Raw genomic sequence first — 19,521 nt, forward strand, 5'->3', positions numbered from 1 at the left:
CCTTTCTGCTATTCTTATTTAAATCAAGGTAAATTCTTTCCATTTACCTGATCGAAACCTTAGATAAAATATAAGACCTCTGCTTATCCAGTCTAAACACATCGCATACGCAATTCCCATTACACCCATATGAAGCATGATTCCAAATAAATAAGAAAGAATCAAACGTACACCGATGGTCGTTCCTAACGAGATATACATAGTATATTTTACATCACCCGCAGCTCTTAACCCTTTTCCAAATGGATCGGCAAAAGGGTAGGCAAGGGCATTGCATATATTATGTACAAGAACTAAAAGAATTACCAAATGTTTTGTCTCTTCACCGACAGAAAAGAAATTTATCATAAATGGTGTAATGGCAAAAACTAGTAAATTCCATACTATTGAAAAAACAACTGTAATCTTTGTTAGTTTTTTTAAAAAGTAAACTGCCTGCTGTATATCTTTTGAACCCATGCACTGTCCAATAACCGTAATATATACAGGTCCCATCGTAACACCAACCAAAGCCGCAACACTCCATATGCTTTGCGCAATTCCATTGGCGGCAATCTGATATGTACCAAACAATGCAATCACGCTGCTAAGCGCTACTTTTACAAATTGAAAGATACCACTTTCTATGCCATTAGGAATCGCAACTCTTAAAATACGAGACAGCATTTCTTTATCCCATTTAAAAATATATTTTTTATCATATCGTATTCCATCATGTTCTTTGAAACATAAAACGGTAATGACAACGGCAGAGAAACTGCGTGCAAGCAAAGAAGGATAAGCAACACCTGCAACTCCAGCACGAAGTACAAATACACCAATGATGTTTCCAATCACATTAATGATATTGGATAAAATAGAAATATGCATCGTTGTCTTTGTTTTTCCAATGCTTCGATACAAGGTAGCCCCTGCATTATAAACAGCTAATGCAGGATAGGAAAATACCGATATTCGTAAATAGGTAATGCATGCATCCATAACACTGCTTTCTACACGACCAAACAATAGCTGTAACAATGACTTGCCAAAAGGCAAGATACATAAAGAAAGAAACAGCGAAAATAAAACAGAAATCATAAGCAGCTGACTAATTCCTTCCTTTGCCTTTGTATGCCATTTTCTTCCTATATACTGACTAACAACAACGGCTCCTCCAGATGCCAGTGCTGTAAATAAATATATAAAAATCGTATTAAACGAATTTACCAGTGATACTCCAGATACTGCAGCTTCTCCTACAAAACTTACCACAAAAGTATCTGCCAGTCCTACCAGCATCACAAGAAGCTGTTCTAGAAACAATGGTATGATCATGGCACGCAGTGTTTCATTTGTAAAAAACATTCTCTTTTCTTTATTTTCTATTACTATACTATCACTTTTCATAATCACTTTCCTTACTTCATTTCTAATCTTTAATTCACTTCTATTATAAAAAGTAAGACACTGTATGTCTAATACCTATTATTTATATAACCTTATGCTTATTAAGCATGAAGTCGATACATTCCATTTTTCTATCTAATTTGTATAAAATACATCATTTCTAATTCTCTGCATCTATTATTACACATAATAAAAAGGTGTATATTCTTTAAGTTACACCTTTTGTTGAATATCGATTTATATATCTCATTATCGCTATTTTTCGATAACTAAAATAAAGTTCTATTATCTTCATTCGTTAATAAATCAAAGTATTATTACCCCTTACTTTGTCTTTTATCAGGCTTGTTTAATAGTTTTTTACCAATTATTAGAAAACAAATCGTTGTCGTAGTTCCTGCCAAAATATCTGCTATTCCTTCTGCACAAAATACTCCATTTACCCCACTATTTGTTACTGCCGGTATTATATAGATTAATGGAATAAGAAGAATCACTTTTCTTAACAAGGCAAGTACTAAAGAAACTTTTGCCTGTCCTAAAGATAAAAATGCATTTTGTAAAGATGACTGTGCTCCAAACATAAAAATTCCAAAATAATAAAGCGGCATGACCTGCGCTAAGATTGTTCTCAACTGTTCATCAGGTGTAAACCATGTATACAATAACTGAGGAAGAAATACGCAAAGCAAGCACATCAGAATCGTAAAACTCATATTAATCATAAAAGATGTTTTTACAGCCTGTCTTACTCTGCTGTATACCCCTGCACCATAGTTATAACTAATAATTGGCTGTGCTCCATTATTCAAACCATTTAAAGGCATTAAAATAAGCTGCATGACACTCGATAACACCACCATTGCCCCTACATATAAATCTCCTCCCATGGTACTTAATTGAATATTGAACACAGTAGTTACCAAACTATCTGTTGAATTCATGATAAAAGGAGAAATTCCTAAAGAAATTACCATCCAGAAAATTCTTTTATCAAACCTGAAATCTTCTCTTGTGATTCGCAACTTTGATTTTTCACTTGTTAAATAACGAATGACCCATAAAGCAGATACTCCTTGTGATATAACTGTTGCCAAGGCTGCTCCTCTTACACCCAAATGAAACACAAAGATAAAAAGAGGATCTAATAATAAATTTAGAATTGCACCGATTGCGACTGTAGCCATCCCAATCTTTGTTTTTCCCTGTGCATTAATAAATGGATTTAATCCTAAAGAATACTGTACAAAAATTGTACCAATTAAGTATATATTTAAATAGCTTTGTGCATATCCTATCGTGTCATTACTAGCTCCAAATGCAAATAAAATCGGTTTGGAAAACATATAAAAGATAAGTGTTAACAGAATTGCACAGACTGTTAATGAAAAGAAACAATTTCCCACAATTTTTTGTGCCTCTTTTTCTTTTTTAGCACCCAATCGAATAGAAGCAAGAGGTGCTCCTCCCTGTCCAAGCAAAGCTGAAAATGCGCTAATCAGCATTAAAATGGGAAAGCAAATCCCAACACCTGTTAATGCGGTTGTACCAATATTAGGGATATAGGAAATATAGATTCGATCAACAATGTTATACAAGGCATTTACCATTTGTGCCAATATCATTGGCAAAGCCAAAGAAATAAGCAGTTTTGGAACTTTCTCATGTAATAATTTTAAATCAGATTCTTGCATAAAAATACCTCCACGAATCCATATTATAACACTTTATAAATATCAAAAAAATATTTTAAACAAACATCTTATTTCCATATAAATTAACTGAAAACTATACTTCTATAAAAATTAAAGCATCAAAAAGGTGTAGCTTCTTTTTTAAGTTACACCTTTTTACATATACTTATTTTGTAGAAAATTTCTGTTTAAAGAAATCTGTAAATTCTTCCAACTCTTTCTCTTGAGAAACATAGACATATAATTTTTCATCATCTAGCCAGTCATAGGCATTAATTCCAATATAACTTTTCTTATCTGGATAAATAATAAAAGCATCTGTTGGATATTTGTTTCTATATGCCTTCAGTATTTCATTTCTACGATAATACGTAGGTTCTCCACATTCTGATAAATCAGGTATCGTTGGTACGACTACAATCGTTACATCTTCTTCTTTCCATCCAACAATTAAATTTCCTATTTTTGTTTTACTGCCATGCACAAACCCATAATTAAAGCGACCTACATCCTCGCTATAACCAAAAATAATCTTATAGTCATCTCCATTTTCTACTCTAGAATTAAACAGTTCTCTCATTTTTCTTGCATTAGCATTACTTTTTTCCATATCTACTTGTGGACCTTTAAATAAATGATTAAATAAACCCATACATGACCTCCTAGTTTTTATTTCATACTATATAAAAATGAATACTGTCATCAAAATCTTTCTTCATCTCCTTCCATTTATCTTTATTCATTTTCATATAAATAAAAACAAAATTTAAAATTTGTGCTTATTAAATTTAAACTATATAATCTAACAAGTCTGCAGGCTATCTTATTGTTGTTTCATTGATTCTAGATAATTTACAATCGTCTTAATTTGAAAATCAACGGTTTCCTTCGCTGCTTCTGGAATAAGCAAAGGTAAAGATGTCGGTATTGCTTTTTGAAATATAATCAGCATTAAGCTAAGATTAATAAACAATTGAACTCTCTCTTTGCTTGGTTTTATCCCAAAATATCGAAGGATATCTTCAAAAAGATGTTCCTGTTTTCTTCTAAACAAAGCATAACTTTCAGAAGATAAACGCTTAAAGATCATCTGCTGTTCTTCAATCGTTAGAACAACGATTCCATTTCCATAACAACATGTTTCTAGAAAAGTTGTGAGTGCTTCTCTCCAACTAAGGGAATTGTCATTTACCAAGGTTGTAATATATTCAAGAATTTTTGGTTGTTGAAAATATAAACTTTCTACCACTAAATCTTCTTTTGAAGAAAAGAAAGTATAAAAGAAAGTTCTAGAAATACCAACTTTTTTATATATTTGTTCGATTGTTGTATGCTGCACGCCCTGTTTTGCGATAAACTGCAGTCCTGTTTCCAGTAAGGATTGTCGAATATATTCTCTTTCTTTATCTGAATAGGAAACTTTAGGCATAGCTAACCTCCAGCAATAAAAACATTTCTCTTTATTTATACTTATTTTAACATTGATTATCTGCTGTTACAATATGTTGAATTCTACTTGTATCATAATCTTTTTTTAGTTTTATTTAATTATCTTTAAATAAATTTTTATTGTTTGAAATAAAGACATCACTACATCTTGTTCTTATTAAAAATTTAAACTGTTAAATCTTAAAACAAGCCCACTACAACGCATTATAATGAGCTTTTTTAAGTTTATCAATATAGTTTAGCACCTGTAGGAATACAATCATCAACCATCAATAGGTGAAATTCCATATTCAAGAATCTCTTTTCTTTTTATTTATATTCTATGTGTATTTAAGAAAACATATTATTTTACGAATACAAAAGCTTTTTTAAATTCTATACATTTCAATATGAATTAATCAACACATCCATATCCAATAACTTTGTATTCATCAGGTGTGACATAGACAATTCTATTGTTAGGTACTACTTTTTCATCCTTTATAGTAAATTCAACAATATATACTTCTTTTCCAATAAATGACTCATCAAATATATCACCCATATCTTCTTCTAAAACAATTTTATTAATTGTTGTTTTTCCATTAACAATGTTTATTTCTTCCTTCATTTCTTTATTAAGTTGATTATAGACTATTTTCACAATATCATTATTCTCTTGCTTTTCTATCTGCGATTCTGAAGATATATTTCCCTCCATTTTATATTTTTCAGAACAACCAATTAAACTCAATGAAACAACACATATAATCAGAACAGAAACTATTTTTTTCATAATAACCATCCTTTCTTAGTTTTTATTTAATGATTGATTGTAATAAAGTAATAAGTTCATTTTCAGTTATACCTTTTGTTTCTATATCAAAAAATATATTGTTATATTTGAATGTAGTTAAATAAGCATCGTCCCATTTAAATATTGTAAGGGGGGTATTGTCGATCTTAGATTCTTTTGCATTATCATCAAAATAAACATCTCGTAACGGCTTTTCTAATTCTGAGAAAGTTAAAGTAATACGATGATTTTTATCTTTTTGATATACGAATACATAATCGTGTAATTGATCATAGATATTTGTTGCTGGATTCTTGACAAAGACGTTATAACTTTCAATATTTTGATATTCTTTTGGAACTTCGAGTTCTTTTAGAAATACAAATCTATCTACTATATCATCTAGTTTAACTGTTTCAATATCAGCATCAACCTTTGCAAGATCCATATTAGCATCAGTAACTGTAAGATTCGCTGTATCTTTTTCATTAATGTTAAGTTCAATGTTTGCAGTTTTTGAGATTTCTGCATCAGGCTTGAATCCATGCCACAAGCCAAAACATACAAGCAAGATCAGGCAACAACTCCCCGCAACTGTTAATGAATATTTCATACGTTTTTTCCTTTTATTATAATAAGCATCTCTTCTTTGTAGTAAACTGCTTGCCATTTCTTCATAACTCTTCATAAGTAAAACCCTCCTTTTCAAGTTTTGATTTAAGGGATTGCTTTGCACGATATACAAGCGTCTCTATTTGATGCTTGTTTTTCTTTGTTATCTTTGCGGTTTCTTCATTTGTAAAACCTTCAAAATAAACCAGATATAAGACCTGTCTGTACTCTGGTTTCAACCTATCAATGGTATGACGTACCAATATCTTTCTTTCCTCTTTAAAATATTCTTTTTCCAGATTAATTTCATCTTGAACATAATTGTAGTAATCATCTGCTGGTTTATCTAAGATTCTTGAATTCTTTCGCAAATAATCTAATGAAACATTTCTTCCAATTGTATATAGCCATGCCTTAAAAGAATACTGGTATCTATATTTTGGTTTTTTCACTATCAGTTTGAAAAAAGTATCTTCCGTTAACTCTTCCGCGATATGAATATTATTTACATAACTATTTATATAGAAAATAAGACCATCTTTGTAATCCCTAACGATTTCAACAATCCCGTCATCATCTCCATCAAGGAAACGGCGGTAGCTACCTGCACCATTATCCACTGATATTTCCCCTTTCTGAAAGATTATCTAAGTTCTTTCAATTATTAAACGAATTAGATTTATTTTTCTCACACCTGATTTAAATTTTTTTAATATAAGATATTAAATTGTATACTAATTATATTTACAATAACATAGACATTGTAGAATTAGCGCAAAAAAAGCCCATTATAACGCATTATAATGAGCTTTTTTAGGTTTGTTTTCAAATTAATTTCATATGTGGTTGAAAATGCTTAACCATTTAGAATTATAACTACATTTAATATATTTCCTATCTATCATATTTTTGTATACCTATTTTTAAACTACCTAGAAGATTGACATATTTTTGACAGTTATTATTTTATTTTTGTAAGCAAGTTATTTGATGCGTTGATATTTTCTTCAAGATACTTTATTTTAGAATCTAACACTAATTCTTCTATACATTTTCTAAATGTTTTTGAAAGATTTCCTGAATATCCAAGTTTTCTATAAATGCTAGTAGCTGACAAATCCTTCTCCTCTAACACTTCCAATATTAGCACTTTTATTTCATTTTTTGTTCTTCTACCCTTTTTTTCTTGAATATTCATATTTCCATTCTGTTTAAAACTTTCATGAATTGGCATAATTACCGAAAAGAAAGTTCTCTCTTTATCCGTCAATAATTTCGGCATAGGAGATCCATTTCCTTTAATACTTTTGATTGCTGTAGGAATTCCCGTATTTCTTCCTTCAACTAAATGTAACTCTTTTAGAAAATCTCCAATTCTTCTGTTACGATATCTCCTTGTCCTCATATTATAATTCGAAATATCTCGATCACTAATTGACCTATCTGGACCTGGAATACTTGTTATTTCTATTTGCTCTTTCTCAATTCGAATCGTGATTGGCTCATATAGCTGATACGACTTATGATAAATTGCATTTGAAATAAATTCTTCAAGTGCTTCATAACTGTAGTTTTTTACTCGAATTGCTTCAGCTTGACCATTAAGTTTAAATATTTTTTCTGCGATCACATTATTCTTTAAATAACTTAATACATCTCTTAATTGTTGATCTATTGGACCAGTAAAAATACGTTCCTCCATCCCTTGACCTGTTGGATCAGGGATATTGACTAACTCTATTCTACTGTATGGAAAAAAAGTCTCTGGATTATCATTGAAAAATAACAGTCCTACATTTAAAGGTTTAAAATATTCTTTAGGTCCATCAGCAATTCTTAAATCTTTTGCTAAATCTTCAAGTCTCTTATGTTCTAAAGTATTCAATAAGTTACTGTTTACTGTTTCTAAATAGTTCCTAATAATAGGATATTTTAAGTCCGTTAGTTCAGATTTAATATTTACACGATCATCAAAAGGGATATTATGAGTCAAAGCTATTAATTCTTTAACATCTAAATCTGTCGCTTCAATTGTGCTTGATAACTTTCTTATATAATATGCTTTTTCAGAGTTTTTAGATGTTGGTCTCTTAGGACATTGATAAGGTCTTTCATACCCTCCAGGACACCATATCAGTAACACCATTTTCCCTTCATAATATACCGGTTCACTTTGAGGTACATAATTTGGTTTTAAATACTTGCAATACTTAAGGATTTCTTTTTGAATATGATCAACTGATTCTTCATTTAATCCAGTAATTGGTTTTAGTATTTTACCATTTTCCTCTTTTACACCAATTACTATATATCCTCCACCCCAATTATCTATATCATTTGCAAACGCACTAATAGTTTTAAGTGTACTGTCTGGATTCCATCCTTCTTTAAATTCGATTCTTGCCCATTCAACAATGTTTTCATTTAACAATTTTTCAATAGAAACCGGTATGGCCATATAAAATCCTCCTTTTCTAACTCACGACTAACTCACGACTAACTCACGACTTCATTATACTAATTAGCTATTAATAAATCAAATATGTATTCAGCTTTTATTCAACATTCATATTTTAATATGAGCATTTTGTCACCGCTTGTATTAAATTTACCAACATTTATTATCATTCAATTATCTTTTTTATTTTCCTTTAACAACAAAATATAAATTTAAAATACGTATTTCTAAAACTGTTAAAAAGCCCATTATAACGCATTATAATGAGCTTTTTTAAGTGTATTAGTATAGTTTAGCACCTGCAGGAATACGATCATCAACCATCAATAGGTTTAATCCTTCTCTTCCATCTTCTTCATGTACTGCTGAAATCAGCATTCCACATGAATCGATTCCCATCATCTTACGTGGTGGAAGATTTACGATTGCGATTGCTGTTTTTCCTACAAGTTCTTCTGGTTCATAGTATTCATGAATTCCACTTAGAATTACACGATCAACTCCTGTACCATCATCTAATGTGAATTTTAACAGTTTTTTACTTTTTGGTACTGCTTCACATGCTTTAATCTTAACTGCACGATAATCAGATTTCGCAAATGTTTCGAAGTCTACCATTTCTTCAAACAATGGTTCAATTTTTACATTTGAGAAATCAACTTTTTCTGTTGTAGCTTCTACTGTTTTTTCTACAGGTTTTTCTGCTTTTTTAGATTTGTTTCCATCGACTAGTTTCATATGAGGGAATAACAATACTTCACGAATTGTATCCTGATTAGTCAATAACATTACCAAACGGTCGATACCCATACCAACTCCACCAGTAGGAGGAAGTCCGTATTCAAGAGCTTCTACATAATCTACATCCATTTCATTTGCTTCATCATCTCCAAGATCACGAAGTTTCAACTGGTTTTCAAAACGTTCTCTCTGGTCGATTGGATCATTTAATTCAGAGAATGCATTTGCATATTCTTTTCCATTGATAAACAATTCATAACGATCTGTGTAGCGAGGATCTCTTTCGCTTTTCTTAGCCAATGGAGAAATTTCCACTGGGTGTCCATATAAATAGGTAGGCTGAATCAAAGTTTCTTCTACATATTTTTCAAAGAATAAGTTTACAATGTGTCCTACACTGTTATGTTTCTTTTCAACTTCAATGCCATGTTCTTTTGCTAATGCACAAGCTTCTGCATAGCTCATTTCTTTCCAGAAATCAACACCGCATGCATCTTTGATAGCATCTACCATATGCAAACGTTTAAATGGTGCTTTTAAAGAAATCTGTTTTCCTTGATATTCAATTTCTGTAGTACCACAAACTTCATTTGCTACATATTCTACAAGACCTTCAATAAGATCCATCATACCTTCTAAATCAGAATATGCCATATAAGCTTCTACAGTTGTAAATTCAGGGTTATGTGTAGCATCCATTCCTTCATTACGGAATAAACGTCCAATTTCGTAAACACCTTCTAATCCACCAACAATCAAACGTTTCAATGGAAGTTCTGTTGCGATACGCAAATAGAAAGGCATATTTAACGTATTGTGATGTGTAATAAATGGACGTGCAGCAGCTCCTCCTAAAATTGGCTGAAGTACTGGAGTTTCCACTTCTACCATTCCTTTGCTGTCAAGATAATGCTGAATAGCACGAATGATACGTGGACGAGTAATCGCAATACGTTTTGCTTCTTCATTCATAATCAAGTCAACATAACGACGACGGAAACGTTCTTCCTTGTCTGTTAATCCATGGAATTTTTCAGGTAAAGGACGAAGTGCTTTTGTTAAGTGTGTATAAACTTCAGCCTTAACAGAAAGTTCTCCATGATTTGTTTTCATGACTTTTCCTTCAATACCTACAATATCTCCTAAATCTGATTTTTTGAATACTTCATACGCATCATCACCAAGTACATCTTTACGTACATAAATCTGAATTTTTCCATCCAAATCTTGAATGTGCATAAATCCAGCTTTCCCCTGGCGACGTTTTGTCATAATACGTCCAGCAATTTTTACTGTAACATTCTTTTCTTCTAATTCTTCTTTTGTAAGTTCTCCAAACTCTTCTCGAATTTGTCCTGATTTGTGTGTTCTTTCATAGGCGTGTCCAAATGGATCAATTCCCATCGCTTTTAATTCTTCCATTTTCTGGCGACGGATGATTTCCTGTTCTGTCAGTTTTTCCATAGTCTTCTCCTTTTCTATTTATACAAAAATAAAAGCCCTCCTCCATATAGGGACGAGAGCTTGAGCATCGTGGTACCACCCTAATTCGCTAACAGATTGCTCTGTTAACCTTAGTGACTTTTTCCAAGTCGATTCGTAACGTGAATCTTACGTCCTGTTGGAAAGCTCCAAGTCTTTATTTCCATAAGGTCCTCATCATCTTTTCCCAGCTTATACAAGACTCTCTTCGCATGCTTACCTTATGTACTTTCTCTTCATAGCCATATTACCTCATAGATTATAGTATAAGCGAAAAACATTTGTCAATTTATAATTACTTTTCAAACAAAAATTATGCTATAAGTGAAGATAAACAATATCTTTAACTGTATCTTTCTCTTAAGTAAAGATTATTTTTCCTTATTTCACTAAAATTTTTCTGCGCAAAGCCATTTGTAAGATAATGTGATAGATAGCAAACGCTGTGATTACAAACAAACAGCACAATACAAGAATACGCATAGAGAAACTTCCTTCTCCAAAATCAAAGATAGCTGCGAACTCATGGAAAGAAGGATATGCAAACAGACAATGAACAACTGCCAAAATAGGCGGCATTAAAATAATGATACGCTGTTCTCGTGAAAATTCTCTGGCAATTTCTCTTTTTGTCAATCCCATTCGATACAAAATAGAAAATTGTCTTTTATTTTCGTACAAATCTTCCTGCATACGATAATAAAGAATTAGGAAAATGGAGAAGATAAAAATGATACAGAATAAGATTCCTAAGAATAAGAAGCTTCCATACATTGCTAAGGTTATATTAAAAGTAGTATAGTAATCTTCACACTCCAGATAATACTTATCACTTTGTAATTCTTTTCCAAGCGCCAGTTTATCAGCCTTACTTCCTGATAAAGACATATAATAATAACTGCTCGGTGTATTTAAGATTTCATCATCATATACTCCATATAAATATTGACTAAACAAAGCAGCTTTCTCATCAGGTACGATCATAATCACATCTTTTGTAGAACTGTCTTGTTTTAATGGCTTTCTTTTTACTTTAAATTGAATGATCTCTTCACTTCCATCATCTTTCAACATACGTACCTTAACATCTTTAATGGGCTGATTTGTTAAAAGGAGAATTTCATCATCCTTTAAAGTTTCTTTCTTTGATGCAAGTTCATTATATCCATCTAATCCAAAAGCATTAATTCCTAAAACTTTATCTGTAGTTTCTTGATAGATTCCTGCATCATCTCCACTTGCAAACACAGCTCCCATGAACATCGTATTCTCACGTAAAGCAACTGTATTTGATGTTTGTACAATACGCAGTTTTGTATCTTTTTCTACCGTTAAATGATGTTTTTTAATCAATGAAGAAAGCTTCTGCTCATTTAAAGTCCTAGCATTGTTATATTCATCATCTTCTCTACCTTCATTCCCATCCAATAAACCATATAGTTTAAATTCATAATCCATAAAGTCTTTTCTTACAGTATCTTCTACTCCGCTATATAAAGAAGTGCACATAGAAAAAGTTAAAATTAACATGGATAATAAAATGGTAATAGAAGCCATAGATGTCGCATAGCTTCTTAAGCGAAACAACAAATTAGAAATAGATAACATATGTTTAGAACGATAATATATTTTCTCTTTGCTTTGCAGTTTTCTTAATAAATAAATTACTGCACCATTATATAAAAAATACGTACCTATGATAACCATGATAACAGCCCACATTAATACATTTAGCGCTGTATACAAATAATCTACACGTAAAGAAATAATATATGCAGCTGCAAGTAACACGATTCCAGAAACTGTATAAAACAAATTTGCTTTGGGAAGTTCCTGTGTTTTTTCTTTTCTTAACATCTTTAATGGATTATGCTTTGTAATAAAGATAGAATCTCTTATCATAATCAGAAGATGAGTACCTATATAAAAAATCCATAATTCTAACAATAAAAATGTATCTATGCCAAATCCATCTACCAGCTGCTGCTGGGCAAAGCGTCCTGCAATCATAAATAAAAGCTGTCCGAATACAGCACATAATATACTTCCAAATAACAAAGAAATAATACACAACCCAAAAGTTTCTACTATATTTAAGATCAAAAGATTTTTTCTAGTTAATCCAAGGATTCGATATAAACCCTGTCTTCTGGTCTGCTGTCTACGTAAAGTTATAGAAAATGTCCACAATAATACTGCAACAAAAATAACAAAAATAGTATTACTCATTCCTAAAATAAACGGAGTTAACGTTTTCCCCATTTTTAATACTTCATAATTAGAATGTATATTCATGTAACCTGCAATATATTGAAAACATAAACAAATAGAAATCATCAATGCATAAGGAAGATAAATTCCCGGCTGCGTTTTAATATCTTTCCATGCCAGCTTTATATAATATTTAATCCTCATGCAGATCCCTGCTTTCTACCACACTCAACATGTGAACAAGTCGATTATAAAATTCTTGACGAGAATCTTCTCCTTTGTAGATTTCATTTACGATTTTTCCATCTTTCAAAAAGACAACACGATCTCCATAGGATGCCGCCATAGGGCTATGGGTTACCATTAAGATGGACTGTCCTTTTTTCTGCAATTCACAAAACTGTTCTAACAGCTGCATACTACTTTTCGAATCTAATGCTCCACTTGGCTCATCTGCCAATAAAATTTCCGGCTGATTGATAAGTGCTCGTGCGATTGCGACGCGCTGCTGCTGTCCTCCACTTAATTCATAAGGGAAACGTTTTTGAAGTCCATCAATATGCAGCAATGTGCACAATTCATTCATATAGTCTTTTTTCTCTTTTATATTTTTTTCAGACAAGACACAAGGAAGTAAAATATTATCTTCTACTGATAAGGAATCCAGCAAAGAAAAATCCTGAAACACAAATCCGATATGATCTCTTCGATACATTGCCTTCTCTTCTTCTTTCATAGATACTAGACTTTTCCCCTGCAGCTTAATATCCCCTTCACTGACATCATCAAAACAGGCCAAAAGATTTAAAAGGGTACTTTTTCCTGCGCCACTTTCTCCCATAATAACTACAAACTCATTTTCTTCTACCTGCATAGATACATCTTCAAGTGCGACGGTATGTCCGCCTTTCCATTTTGAAGTATATTGTTTTCCAACATGTTCCAACGTTAAAATTGCCATACTTCCACCTCCACTACCAGTATAAAAAAATCTTTTCGATTTTGCCTTAACTTTAGATGACATCCATCTTACATTTATGTCATCTATCAAAAAGTTCTTCATTTACAGGCTTTAAAACAACTTCCAGTCCCTTTTCATGAGAAATAAAAGATAGTTTTACATGCAATCGTTCACATATTTCTTTCACAAAATAAAGTCCCATGCCACTTGCCTGTTTGCTGTTTCTTCCTGTTTCTCCTGTATAGCCTTTTTTCAAGATTTGTTTCAAATCTTTCTCTTTAATTCCACAGCCTTCATCTCGAATAGAAATCTTATTATTGTCACAGTGTATGTGAATCGTTCCTTCTTTTGTATATTTGATCGCATTATCTAAAAGCTGTTCCAAAACAAAAACAAACCATTTTTTATCTGTAAACACAACAAAATCATCACATACAAAATCTAAAAGCAAACCCTTTTCCACAAACATCAAAGTATAAGTACGTATTGCTTCCTGTACCAGTTTTTCTATCGAACATTTTTCAATAATATAATCTTCATCCATTTTAAATACATTTAATGCCATTTGCGTATAACGTTCAATCTTAAAAAGTTCCTGACGCATTTGCTTTTTTCTTTTTTCATCTTCTATATATTCCAGCAGCATCTTCATTGCGAAAATCGGTGTTTTTATCTGATGAATCCAAACCTCAAAACAACGTTCTCTATCCTGATTTTCTTTTTGGTATTTTTGTTTGCTTTTTGTATAGTTTTCTAATACTTCACGCATCATGCGATTTACTTCTTCCTGCATCAGTGATTTACTTTCTATCTGCACAAATTGTTTCGCATCCATTTCACAAAGTTGTTTATACTGTGCTTTTTTATATATGTAAAAACAAAGAAAATAACATGCTGTTAAAAATATCTGCATATAAAAAATATAGGATATGATAGAAGATTCTATTTGAAAAGACCAAAGGGCTAGCCATTCCACACATAAAAAGATAAAGATGATGATGCTTTGACTAAACAAATCTTTTAAAAATTTCATATATAGTACCCCATCCCTTTCTTTGTATGAATAAAATCATCCAGCTGAAAGATATCCTCCAATTTTTTTCTTAATCTTCCTATATTTACACTTAATGTATTATCATCAACATAGCAATCACTATTCCATAAGGCCATCATCAAATCACTGCGTGATACAATAACACCTGGATTTGACATTAATACTTCTAAAATCTTTAATTCATTTCGTGTAATTTCCATTTCTTTTCCCTGATAGGTTAACTGGCATGTACGCAAATGTAGTTCTACCCCTTGGCAGCATAAAACATCTCCCCCTGTTTTTTGTTTCATTCTACGTACCAATGCGTTTAGTTTCGCAATCAATACCATTTTATCAAAGGGTTTTACGATATAATCGTCTCCGCCATATTCATAGGCACTTACCATCTGCATTCGATCTGCGTCACTGGAAATAAATAGAATGGGGGTATCTAGCTGCTGACGAAGCTGTCTGCATAAACTGATACCATTCACTCCCGGCAAATGTACATCCAGCAAAATAATATCGGCTTTTTCCTGTACTAGCTGTTTTATCAAATCTTTTTCTATATCCATACATACTGCAGAAAAATTCCACTCTTTTAAATAATTGCATAACTCTTCCGCAATAACCTTATCATCTTCTACAATTGCGACTTTCACCATATTCTCCCTACTCTCTTTTCGTTTATTATACTATAAGAATGATAAGAATAGATGGATTCTAACATAGATGTCACTTTTTATTTCCTAGGAAATGATATGTAAACAAGGAGATGAAATGTATCATCTCCTTGTTTACATTTATTCATCCAAATACGATAAAAGACATTCTACCAATTTATAAACTTGTGTTCCTGGATCAAATTGTGATGGTTTAATTCTTTCACTGTTAAATCCAGACATTCTTCGCTTCGCATTTTTTATTGCCGTCTTTACACCATCATACATATTTACAAGTTCATAGATATTCTCGTAATTTTTTCTATAACATCCATCTCCCAGCTGGTATTCTTTAAATATTTTATCTAGCTTTTCTACCCAGTCATGACGATGTAAAGCAACATCAGAATAGTAAAAATGTAAATATAACCAGTATTCAAATGACTGATTACTCCAAGCTATAAAATAACCTTTCTTTTTTCCTTCTTCTATTGCATCATCAAAATCAGTAAAATCATCTTTATCAAATACAATCCATATATTTTGATACAAAACTTTCGCATCTTTTACAATTTGGTCTGTAATTTCTATTAGTTTTCCTGTTGAACTTCCTTGCCCTTGTATATCAATGAATGGTATTTCTACAACATCAACCATCCCACCTATTTTTTCTGAAATCAATTTTTTTATCCCTTCAAAATATAAAGGTTCTGTCCTCTCTCCTTCTGTTACAATCAAAAATGAATTAGCTTTTGGTATTTTGTATTCATGTTTTCTCTGTTTTCTTGCTGCTCTTCTCTTCTTAAACAAGTCATCCGTTCCCATTTACTTATCCTCTTTTATTTCAAAATCTTTAAGAAGTGGAATACCTCCATACACACCAGCTAAATAATCTTTTTCAAAAGATGCATCAGATCTTACTTTGAAATCAGATAAAGAAGATAGTTCAGAGTATCCAAATTCATCTTTTTGAACAAACCAGATCTGATCTCTCCTAAAAAATTTTTTATCCATTAAAGTTGTATCGTGTGTTGTATAAATCAGCTGTGCAGTTGAATCTTCATCATAAAACAAATCGATAATAAATTTTAAAAGTAAAGGATGCAACTTAACATTAAGTTCATCTACAAACATGGATTTATTCGTTAATATAGCTGTTTTTGCGTTAATATAAATCAAAATACTTCGGATTGTACCTTCTGATTCATTAAACAATGCTAGCGGATATTCTTCTCTGTCTTTTCCTACATGTTTTGTATAGAAAAAGACATCATCATCTTTTTTCTTATAACCAATGTCTACAATGCCTGTATCTATTGCTCTTAAGAACTCTAACAATTTTCCTTTTTCTTCATCAATGATTTTTGGTAAAACAGGCTTTAATAAACTACTATCATCATATAAATCGGTAGGAACAATTAAGGTATCCATAATTGCAGAATACACTGTACTAAAAACATCTGTTTTTAATATTAATTTATTAAAAAAGGAAAGTGCCAAGGTATCTTGAGGAATTTGTTCTTTATACAACTCACATTCTTTTCTGATGGATGGTCCTAAATGAATTTCATCTATACTTCTTTCAAAAATAATTATGTTTCTATTTGTAGTTAAGCTTTTCCTATACATCCATTCACTTACAATCGATGTATCATTATATTCAAATCCATATTTATATTCAAATCCATCAACGATTTCCACAATTTCAAATTCTGTGTTCTTTTTCTCTTTTACAAAAGAAAAAGGAAAATAAAATTCATCAATTGCCTTTTTTCCGTTCCTATCTATATTATTAAATGAATTCGCAATAATTCTTTGAAAATAAAGCATTGCTAAATATAAATTTGATTTACCACTTGCATTTGCTCCATAAATTGCCGCTACTCGCAGGAACTTTTCCTTTGTTCCAATATCAATCAAGTTACTTTCATGCTCTTTATATGCATGAATTGCTGTCATATCTATAGTTGTTTCATTTTTGAAAGAAAGAAAATTTTTTAAAGTAAATTGAACCAACATATATCAACACCTCCCATATATAATATACTCAGATTTTGATTATTATGTCAATTTTTTTGTGATAATTTCACAATTTTATTTATTTTATCAATAAAATATAATTATCCAATCATAATAATTGATTTATGTTGGCTATTACAGAAATAAAATTAGATTTAGAGATTTCATTTATAAGAACTTATTTTAGTGATACAAGCTTTAATAAATTCAACTGAAGATAGATAAAACTTACATTTTATATAACATTTATATACTTTTCTCATTCTTTATAAAGAAAAAGACTTCGACAAAAAATCATTGTCAAAGCCCAAATAAATTTATAAGTATATATTAAATCAGCCAACCGAAATATAATACGAAAATCAATACAAGAACCCAAATAATTGGGCTAATTTCTTTAATTTTTCCTGCCGCAATCATCGCAACAGCATAAGTAATAAATCCTAACGCAATTCCATTTGAAATAGAATAAGATAAAATCATAACTAAGATTGTCACAAATCCAGCTGACGTAAATACCATGTCATTCCAGTCTACTCCACCTAGCTGCTGTACCATCATAATACCAACAACAACCAATGCCGGAGCAGTAACGGCACTTACCGCTGTACTTAAAACAACTGGAGAAATAAAGATTGATAGAAGGAATAATACCCCTGCAGTAACCGCAGTTAATCCTGTTCTTCCTCCAACACCAACACCACTTGAACTTTCGACAAAAGAAGTAACGGTAGAAGTACCTAAAACAGCACCAGCTACTGTACCAATAGAATCCGCAACTAATGCCTGTTCTGCATTTTCAAGTTCTCCTTTTTCGTTAACTAAACCAATTTTATTCCCAATCGCAACTAGCGTTCCTGCTGTATCAAAGAAATCAACAAACAAGAAAGAGAAGATAATTACGAATGCTTTTCCTGGATTCGCAAACAATTCACCAAACCCTGATGCAAATGCGCCAAGTGTAGACATATCAAAATTTGTAGTAATTGCATTTCCTGGTAAAGCAGGCATAAGTTCCGCTTTTGTTACTGAATCCAATACGCTTACTCCAAATGCTTCATGAGCAATCAATCCTACAATTGCGGTAATGACCATACCTACAAAGACACCAGCAGGCACTTTTTTGATAACCAGGAAAATTGTTATCAAAATTCCAAAGGTTGCAAGCAAGACCGTTGGTGTAGAAAATTTACCTAAAGCAACAAATGTAGAACTGCTTGCGACAATAATACCTGCATTTTTTAAACCAACAAAAGCAATAAAGAAGCCAATACCAGCACCAATTGCCAGTTTTAACTGTACAGGAATTGCATTGATAATCATTTTACGAATTCCTGTAACAGAAATAATCAAAAAGACAATACCGGATACAAATACCGCAGCTAATGCAGCCTGCCAGGAATACCCCATCTCTGATACAACTGTATAAGCAAATAATGCATTTACTCCCATACCTGGAGCTAATGCGACTGGATAATTTGCGACAAGCCCCATAACAACAGAAGCAAATGCCGCAGAAATTGCAGTTGCCATGAATACAGAGTGTGTATCCATTCCTGCATCTCCTAAAATTGCAGGGTTAACACCTAAAATATAGGCCATGGCAAGAAATGTCGTTAAACCGGCAATCAGTTCCGTTTTAACATTTGTATTCTTTTCTTTTAATTTAAATATTTTTTCTAACATACAATACCTTCCTTTTTGTTGAAAAACAACGGTGTAATTATACCATTATTATTGTATTCTTCAAAATAATATTTAAAAAATGTATAAAATATTACATAAAAACATTTTATATTAAATCTAGCTTTTACTCTTCTTTCTGAAAGATCAAGGACATAGTTTCTATATCCCCTGTTCCTCTTGTTTCAATGGGAATATAACCTTCAAAGCTCCACCCGTTTTCCACTCTCTTTTTGATAATCTCCTCCACACCATCAAAAGAATACTTTGTACCTTTTCCTAATCCATAACCACACAATTCTGATTTTACTCTGACAAATCCAACCTTTGTCATATCTTTCACCTCACATTA

General features: G+C 31.6%; 17 protein-coding genes. All 17 read right to left on the reverse strand.

The window, feature by feature from the left end; genetic code table 11:
* Positions 1-18: 18 nt before the first annotated feature.
* Entirely contained in the window at positions 19-1,389 is a 1,371-nt protein-coding gene (locus A9CBEGH2_RS09415) for an MATE family efflux transporter (protein WP_199594499.1), read from the reverse strand.
* 317 nt (positions 1,390-1,706) lie between these two features.
* Positions 1,707-3,083: an MATE family efflux transporter gene (locus A9CBEGH2_RS09420; protein ID WP_115716342.1), complete on the reverse strand. Its 1,377-nt coding sequence runs from the start codon at positions 3,081-3,083 to the stop codon at positions 1,707-1,709.
* A gap of 166 nt (positions 3,084-3,249) precedes the next feature.
* Complete coding sequence (locus A9CBEGH2_RS09425) at positions 3,250-3,735, reverse strand: hypothetical protein (RefSeq protein ID WP_115716341.1); 486 nt, start codon at positions 3,733-3,735, stop codon at positions 3,250-3,252.
* A gap of 171 nt (positions 3,736-3,906) precedes the next feature.
* Positions 3,907-4,512 (reverse strand): TetR/AcrR family transcriptional regulator, encoded by a 606-nt coding sequence (locus A9CBEGH2_RS09430; RefSeq protein ID WP_115716340.1) that lies wholly within the window; start codon positions 4,510-4,512, stop codon positions 3,907-3,909.
* Between the two features lie 414 nt (positions 4,513-4,926).
* Positions 4,927-5,307: a hypothetical protein gene (locus A9CBEGH2_RS09435; protein ID WP_115716339.1), complete on the reverse strand. Its 381-nt coding sequence runs from the start codon at positions 5,305-5,307 to the stop codon at positions 4,927-4,929.
* Positions 5,308-5,329: 22 nt separating this feature from the next.
* Complete coding sequence (locus A9CBEGH2_RS09440) at positions 5,330-5,995, reverse strand: hypothetical protein (protein ID WP_118361097.1); 666 nt, start codon at positions 5,993-5,995, stop codon at positions 5,330-5,332.
* Complete coding sequence (locus A9CBEGH2_RS09445) at positions 5,982-6,539, reverse strand: RNA polymerase sigma factor (protein WP_118277791.1); 558 nt, start codon at positions 6,537-6,539, stop codon at positions 5,982-5,984. Before A9CBEGH2_RS09445 ends, A9CBEGH2_RS09440 begins: the two co-directional genes overlap by 14 nt.
* A 341-nt stretch (positions 6,540-6,880) precedes the next feature.
* The gene (locus tag A9CBEGH2_RS09450; RefSeq protein WP_118361099.1) at positions 6,881-8,377 is read right to left on the reverse strand and encodes an RNA/DNA-binding domain-containing protein; all 1,497 of its coding nucleotides are present in this window, start codon (positions 8,375-8,377) and stop codon (positions 6,881-6,883) included.
* A gap of 282 nt (positions 8,378-8,659) precedes the next feature.
* Positions 8,660-10,582 carry a lysine--tRNA ligase gene (gene lysS / locus A9CBEGH2_RS09455; protein WP_118277793.1) on the reverse strand — a complete coding sequence of 641 codons (1,923 nt, stop codon included), beginning with the start codon at positions 10,580-10,582 and terminating at the stop codon, positions 8,660-8,662.
* A gap of 399 nt (positions 10,583-10,981) precedes the next feature.
* Positions 10,982-13,015 (reverse strand): FtsX-like permease family protein, encoded by a 2,034-nt coding sequence (locus tag A9CBEGH2_RS09460; protein ID WP_118277794.1) that lies wholly within the window; start codon positions 13,013-13,015, stop codon positions 10,982-10,984.
* Positions 13,005-13,772, reverse strand: a complete 768-nt coding sequence (locus tag A9CBEGH2_RS09465; RefSeq protein ID WP_118277795.1) for an ABC transporter ATP-binding protein — start codon at positions 13,770-13,772, stop codon at positions 13,005-13,007. Before A9CBEGH2_RS09465 ends, A9CBEGH2_RS09460 begins: the two co-directional genes overlap by 11 nt.
* A 79-nt stretch (positions 13,773-13,851) precedes the next feature.
* Positions 13,852-14,805 (reverse strand): sensor histidine kinase, encoded by a 954-nt coding sequence (locus A9CBEGH2_RS09470; RefSeq protein ID WP_163104656.1) that lies wholly within the window; start codon positions 14,803-14,805, stop codon positions 13,852-13,854.
* Positions 14,802-15,470 (reverse strand): response regulator transcription factor, encoded by a 669-nt coding sequence (locus A9CBEGH2_RS09475; protein ID WP_115716316.1) that lies wholly within the window; start codon positions 15,468-15,470, stop codon positions 14,802-14,804. The genes A9CBEGH2_RS09470 and A9CBEGH2_RS09475 overlap by 4 nt, the downstream gene beginning before the upstream one ends.
* Before the next feature lie 138 nt (positions 15,471-15,608).
* The gene (locus A9CBEGH2_RS09480; RefSeq protein WP_115716315.1) at positions 15,609-16,292 is read right to left on the reverse strand and encodes an RloB family protein; all 684 of its coding nucleotides are present in this window, start codon (positions 16,290-16,292) and stop codon (positions 15,609-15,611) included.
* Positions 16,293-17,486 carry an AAA family ATPase gene (locus tag A9CBEGH2_RS09485; protein WP_115716314.1) on the reverse strand — a complete coding sequence of 398 codons (1,194 nt, stop codon included), beginning with the start codon at positions 17,484-17,486 and terminating at the stop codon, positions 16,293-16,295.
* A 330-nt stretch (positions 17,487-17,816) separates the two neighbouring features.
* Complete coding sequence (locus tag A9CBEGH2_RS09490; RefSeq protein ID WP_115716313.1) at positions 17,817-19,172, reverse strand: NCS2 family permease; 1,356 nt, start codon at positions 19,170-19,172, stop codon at positions 17,817-17,819.
* A 124-nt stretch (positions 19,173-19,296) separates the two neighbouring features.
* Entirely contained in the window at positions 19,297-19,503 is a 207-nt protein-coding gene (locus tag A9CBEGH2_RS09495) for a DUF4177 domain-containing protein (protein WP_163104658.1), read from the reverse strand.
* Between the last annotated feature and the right edge of the window lie 18 nt (positions 19,504-19,521).

Source organism: Amedibacterium intestinale, assembly GCF_010537335.1.
Classification (GTDB): Bacteria; Bacillota_I; Bacilli_A; order Erysipelotrichales; family Erysipelotrichaceae; genus Amedibacterium; species Amedibacterium intestinale.